This is a genomic window from Bacillus proteolyticus, from assembly GCF_001884065.1.
GTDB lineage: Bacteria > Bacillota > Bacilli > Bacillales > Bacillaceae_G > Bacillus_A > Bacillus_A proteolyticus.
The window spans coordinates 1-3,511 of record NZ_MACH01000155.1 but is presented as its reverse complement, the minus strand read 5'-3'; the positions used below and the strand labels follow the sequence as shown (position 1 = coordinate 3,511).

Below are 3,511 nucleotides of genomic sequence, written 5' to 3'. Positions count from 1 at the left end.
TGCTTAAGACTAGATTTCACTAGGAAACTTTTCGCATCTTTATATCTTTCCTAAGTATTTGCACCAGAACCCGAAGTCATATCGTTATCCATGAGTCTACACCAAAATACTTTTAATAAGTTTTATTTCCTCTACAAAGAATAACACTAAGTGTATAGCATTTATTACGAACCATGATATGAAATTTGAGTTCTTTACAGTCTTTAATTGATTTGACTTGGTATTGGATAGTTCTATCTTTAAAGATGTTAGTATAATACTGTTAGACATAAAACCTAACAATATGAATCCGAATAGAGGTAAGTTTGTTATTATACCTATTATCATAATTCCGATGTATACTATAGTCAGTTTCTTAATGTACTGTTTGTCTTCTTTTAATTTTTCTATGTCCTTATTTCTAAACCAGTCTCTTACTATTCTTACAAAGACAATACTTTGAAACATCAATACAATAATGCTTACAAGTATAAGAAAGTAAGGCTCTAGTCTACCTATACTAAGTTCAAGCAAAGTCTGTTCCTCCTATTTATGTAGTACCGGTTTCAGTACTTGGGAATAAAAGTATAACCCTTCTGATAAGAGTCCTCCACTATATGACGTACCACCAGCATTTTAATGAAAATATACGCTAAGCAAATTTCTTATGTACATTCTTTTTATGTTATTAACTACATCTTTCTAAAATACGAGCTAATTCTTCATGGTTTGTTTGCATAACCCAATGCCCACCTCTTTGAATTGAATATACATCCCATTTTCTCTCCTTTGCTATTTCAGCGGATCTTTGAAAAATAGGGGCCATTGGCCAATTTGCAGGATGATCAAGAATTTCTATATATGTATGTGGGATCTCATTCACTATCGAATTATTCATTTCAATTGATTGTGTAAATGCTAATAGCGGCATAGCAACTTTTCTTTGGTCTGACGTATTTCTTGGAATAATACGCCATCCATCTCCATGAACCTTTACTTCTTCTATAAAATGTGAAGACATTTCCGGGCCAGAAATATCCATTACAGAATCTCCGTTATTTGGAATCATTGCATCAATATACACAATATTTTTAATGCATTCTGGAATAATATCTGCAACCCCCGTTATTACCATTCCAGCATAGCTATGCCCTACTAAAATAACCTCCTTTAATTTTTCATAGTGAATAACATTCACAATATCTTGAATATATGTTTTTAATCCTACACCCGGATGTGCAAGGTGCGCTCTTTCTCCAAGTCCCGTTAATGTAGGTGTATATACTTCATGCTCCTCTTTTCTCAACTGTGTTGCAACTTCCCTCCAAACATATCCACCATCCCATGCACCGTGTACAAGTATAAATGTTGCCATAATATCTCTCCCCCTCTAATACATTTAACATTTTATATTTCCAAAATCCATTATAATACATTTTTACAAAATTAACCTTTTAGGAGTACGGAAACGATTCAAGGTATGATGGGCCACTACGAAAGAATTTTAAATTAATGCAATAAAAACCGTAGAAATTAACCATTTCTACGGTTTTATGCTCACCTAAGAACAGCACACTACTGCATCATCAAATGCATCTTCTGGAATATACACCTTATTACCCTCCACTTTATATGGAATGTTATTCCTCTCTAGTTTGTCTGTGTTAACGTTTTCTGGATTCTATAACATTGATTACTAGGAGGAATGAAAATATCAAATAAGACAATAGAAGAGTTATAAAAGTGGGATGGTACGAGGGGAGAAAAATAGACATATCAGAAAATGTAAAGTTTCTTGAAGAAAGAGGCTTTGAAGTTTTTGAAAGTGCAAAAAAATTTATGGAGGAGTTTGGAGAATTACGAATCAATGTTGAAAAGATTCGTTCAAATGGGTCTAAGACAATATCTGAACATACCACTTGTATTAAGGAAGTGATAGGTGTGTTAGATAGTTCGTGTTTTGGCTTAGATGATTTTATTGATGATAAAGTTATTCCTATAGGTTCACTATATGATTTCGGTTAGGACCAGGAAGATTATTCAGATCAACAGGGTGGATAGGAGACAATGCTTTGGGATGAATTTAAAGGGGAGTAATATTTTTTTAGTTCAAAATTATCTCCTAATATCCTATAATGATAAATCCAATTTCCGCAAGAATATTACCCTCTTTTTTGTTAATTATGTATAATAATAGAAGGGGGTATATATATGAATTATAAAAAAACAATAGTAAGCATATTGCTAGTAGCTTCATTATTTACATTATCTGCTTGTAAGGAAAAAGAAGTAGTAAAGCCAGTAGAGAAGAAAGAAGAGCCTCAAAAGGAACATATAACATCAGATAAAACAGAGGAAGTCACTACAGAAAAAGAAAAGCAAGATGAACAAAAGAAGGAAGAAGGACAAATTGGTATACAAACAACAGTAGAAGAACTTCAGCAACATATTGATAAACGCGGTTATATACTTTACACGGATCATCCGATTCGCCGTGTTACAAGTGAAAATAATCGAACTACCGATATATCTAATTATGGTGATTCGGTTGTTAATATTCGCACAGAAGAACCACTTGAAAATTTATCGCCAGATTGGGTGAAAGAAGGATATGCATTTATAACAGTACAACAAGATCCTTCTTTTCAATATAAATCATGGGATGAAATAACAAATTTAGAAAGGGCACTTATAAAAGTAGCATATGCATCAGTTTCTGCATTTCGTGTGCTAGAAGCTCCTGCAAGAAAGGAAGATTTCTCAAATACTGCTGAGATTACAGAGGCACTTACATACCTCCGAAAAGGTGGAGAATTTGATTATATGGCTCCTGTCGCCCAAGGCGGAGTAGATCAAGGGCTATTTCAAAAGAATGATAAACTGAAAAAAAGTTGGAGTAAGTTAGCAAACATAGAAAACCCTAAAGAGAATAAAATAGCTTTTTCCCAAGCATATGAGGAGGCGAGACAAGAGACGAATAATATGATAGGCCTTCTAAATATTTTAGTGTCTAAAAATTATAAGGAGCGTCTGTCGCAGCTTCCTAGTAAATAGGATGATAAGATATCCAAATGAGGCAAGTAAAATCTCTAAACATGCGAATTTTATATTGGACATCATCTCGAACAAGCTGAAGATATAGGAAATCTCATAATAAGAACAAAGGAGAAATATAATATAAAGGATTAATTTACTCCTTTCCTTGATTGGCTAAAAGCCTTTCAAGGTTTTTTATGATTTAACAATTTTATGAATGTATTAAAAAGAATCAAAGAAAATATGATATAAATTTTAGTCTAATTTCTATACATAAATAAAGATTTAAAAGTAAACGTAAAGTAACTCCAAAATATATAATAAAAGTTGATTTTGAAGTTGCTTTTTGTTTACTTCACTTCTTTCTTTTTTTACAGAGTAACTGAGTAGTTACAAAATTTATTCAAATTAAGACTCCAATTATTTGAACTACCCCCACTTTCACTTCGTTTAGAAGAGGGGGATTCCTAAGTAAAGAGTTCTATCGAACTCTAAT

3 protein-coding genes and 1 pseudogene are annotated in these 3,511 nt (G+C 32.5%); 2 read left to right on the top strand and 2 right to left on the bottom strand.

The features are described from left to right. Nucleotides 1-96 precede the first annotated feature (96 nt). The gene (locus tag BAQ49_RS34175) at nt 97-513 is read right to left on the bottom strand and encodes a hypothetical protein (protein WP_071747879.1); all 417 of its coding nucleotides are present in this window, start codon (nt 511-513) and stop codon (nt 97-99) included. A 154-nt stretch (nt 514-667) separates the two neighbouring features. Then, complete coding sequence (locus BAQ49_RS27520) at nt 668-1,354, bottom strand: alpha/beta fold hydrolase (RefSeq protein ID WP_071747878.1); 687 nt, start codon at nt 1,352-1,354, stop codon at nt 668-670. 330 nt (nt 1,355-1,684) lie between these two features. Here BAQ49_RS27520 and BAQ49_RS27515 point away from each other — a divergent pair. Both BAQ49_RS27515 and BAQ49_RS27510 read left to right on the top strand, forming a co-directional pair. Beyond that, nucleotides 1,685-2,060 (top strand): annotated as a pseudogene (locus tag BAQ49_RS27515) (SUKH-3 domain-containing protein). 130 nt (nt 2,061-2,190) lie between these two features. Next, nucleotides 2,191-3,033 (top strand): hypothetical protein, encoded by an 843-nt coding sequence (locus BAQ49_RS27510; protein WP_071747877.1) that lies wholly within the window; start codon nt 2,191-2,193, stop codon nt 3,031-3,033. Nucleotides 3,034-3,511: the final 478 nt, after the last annotated feature.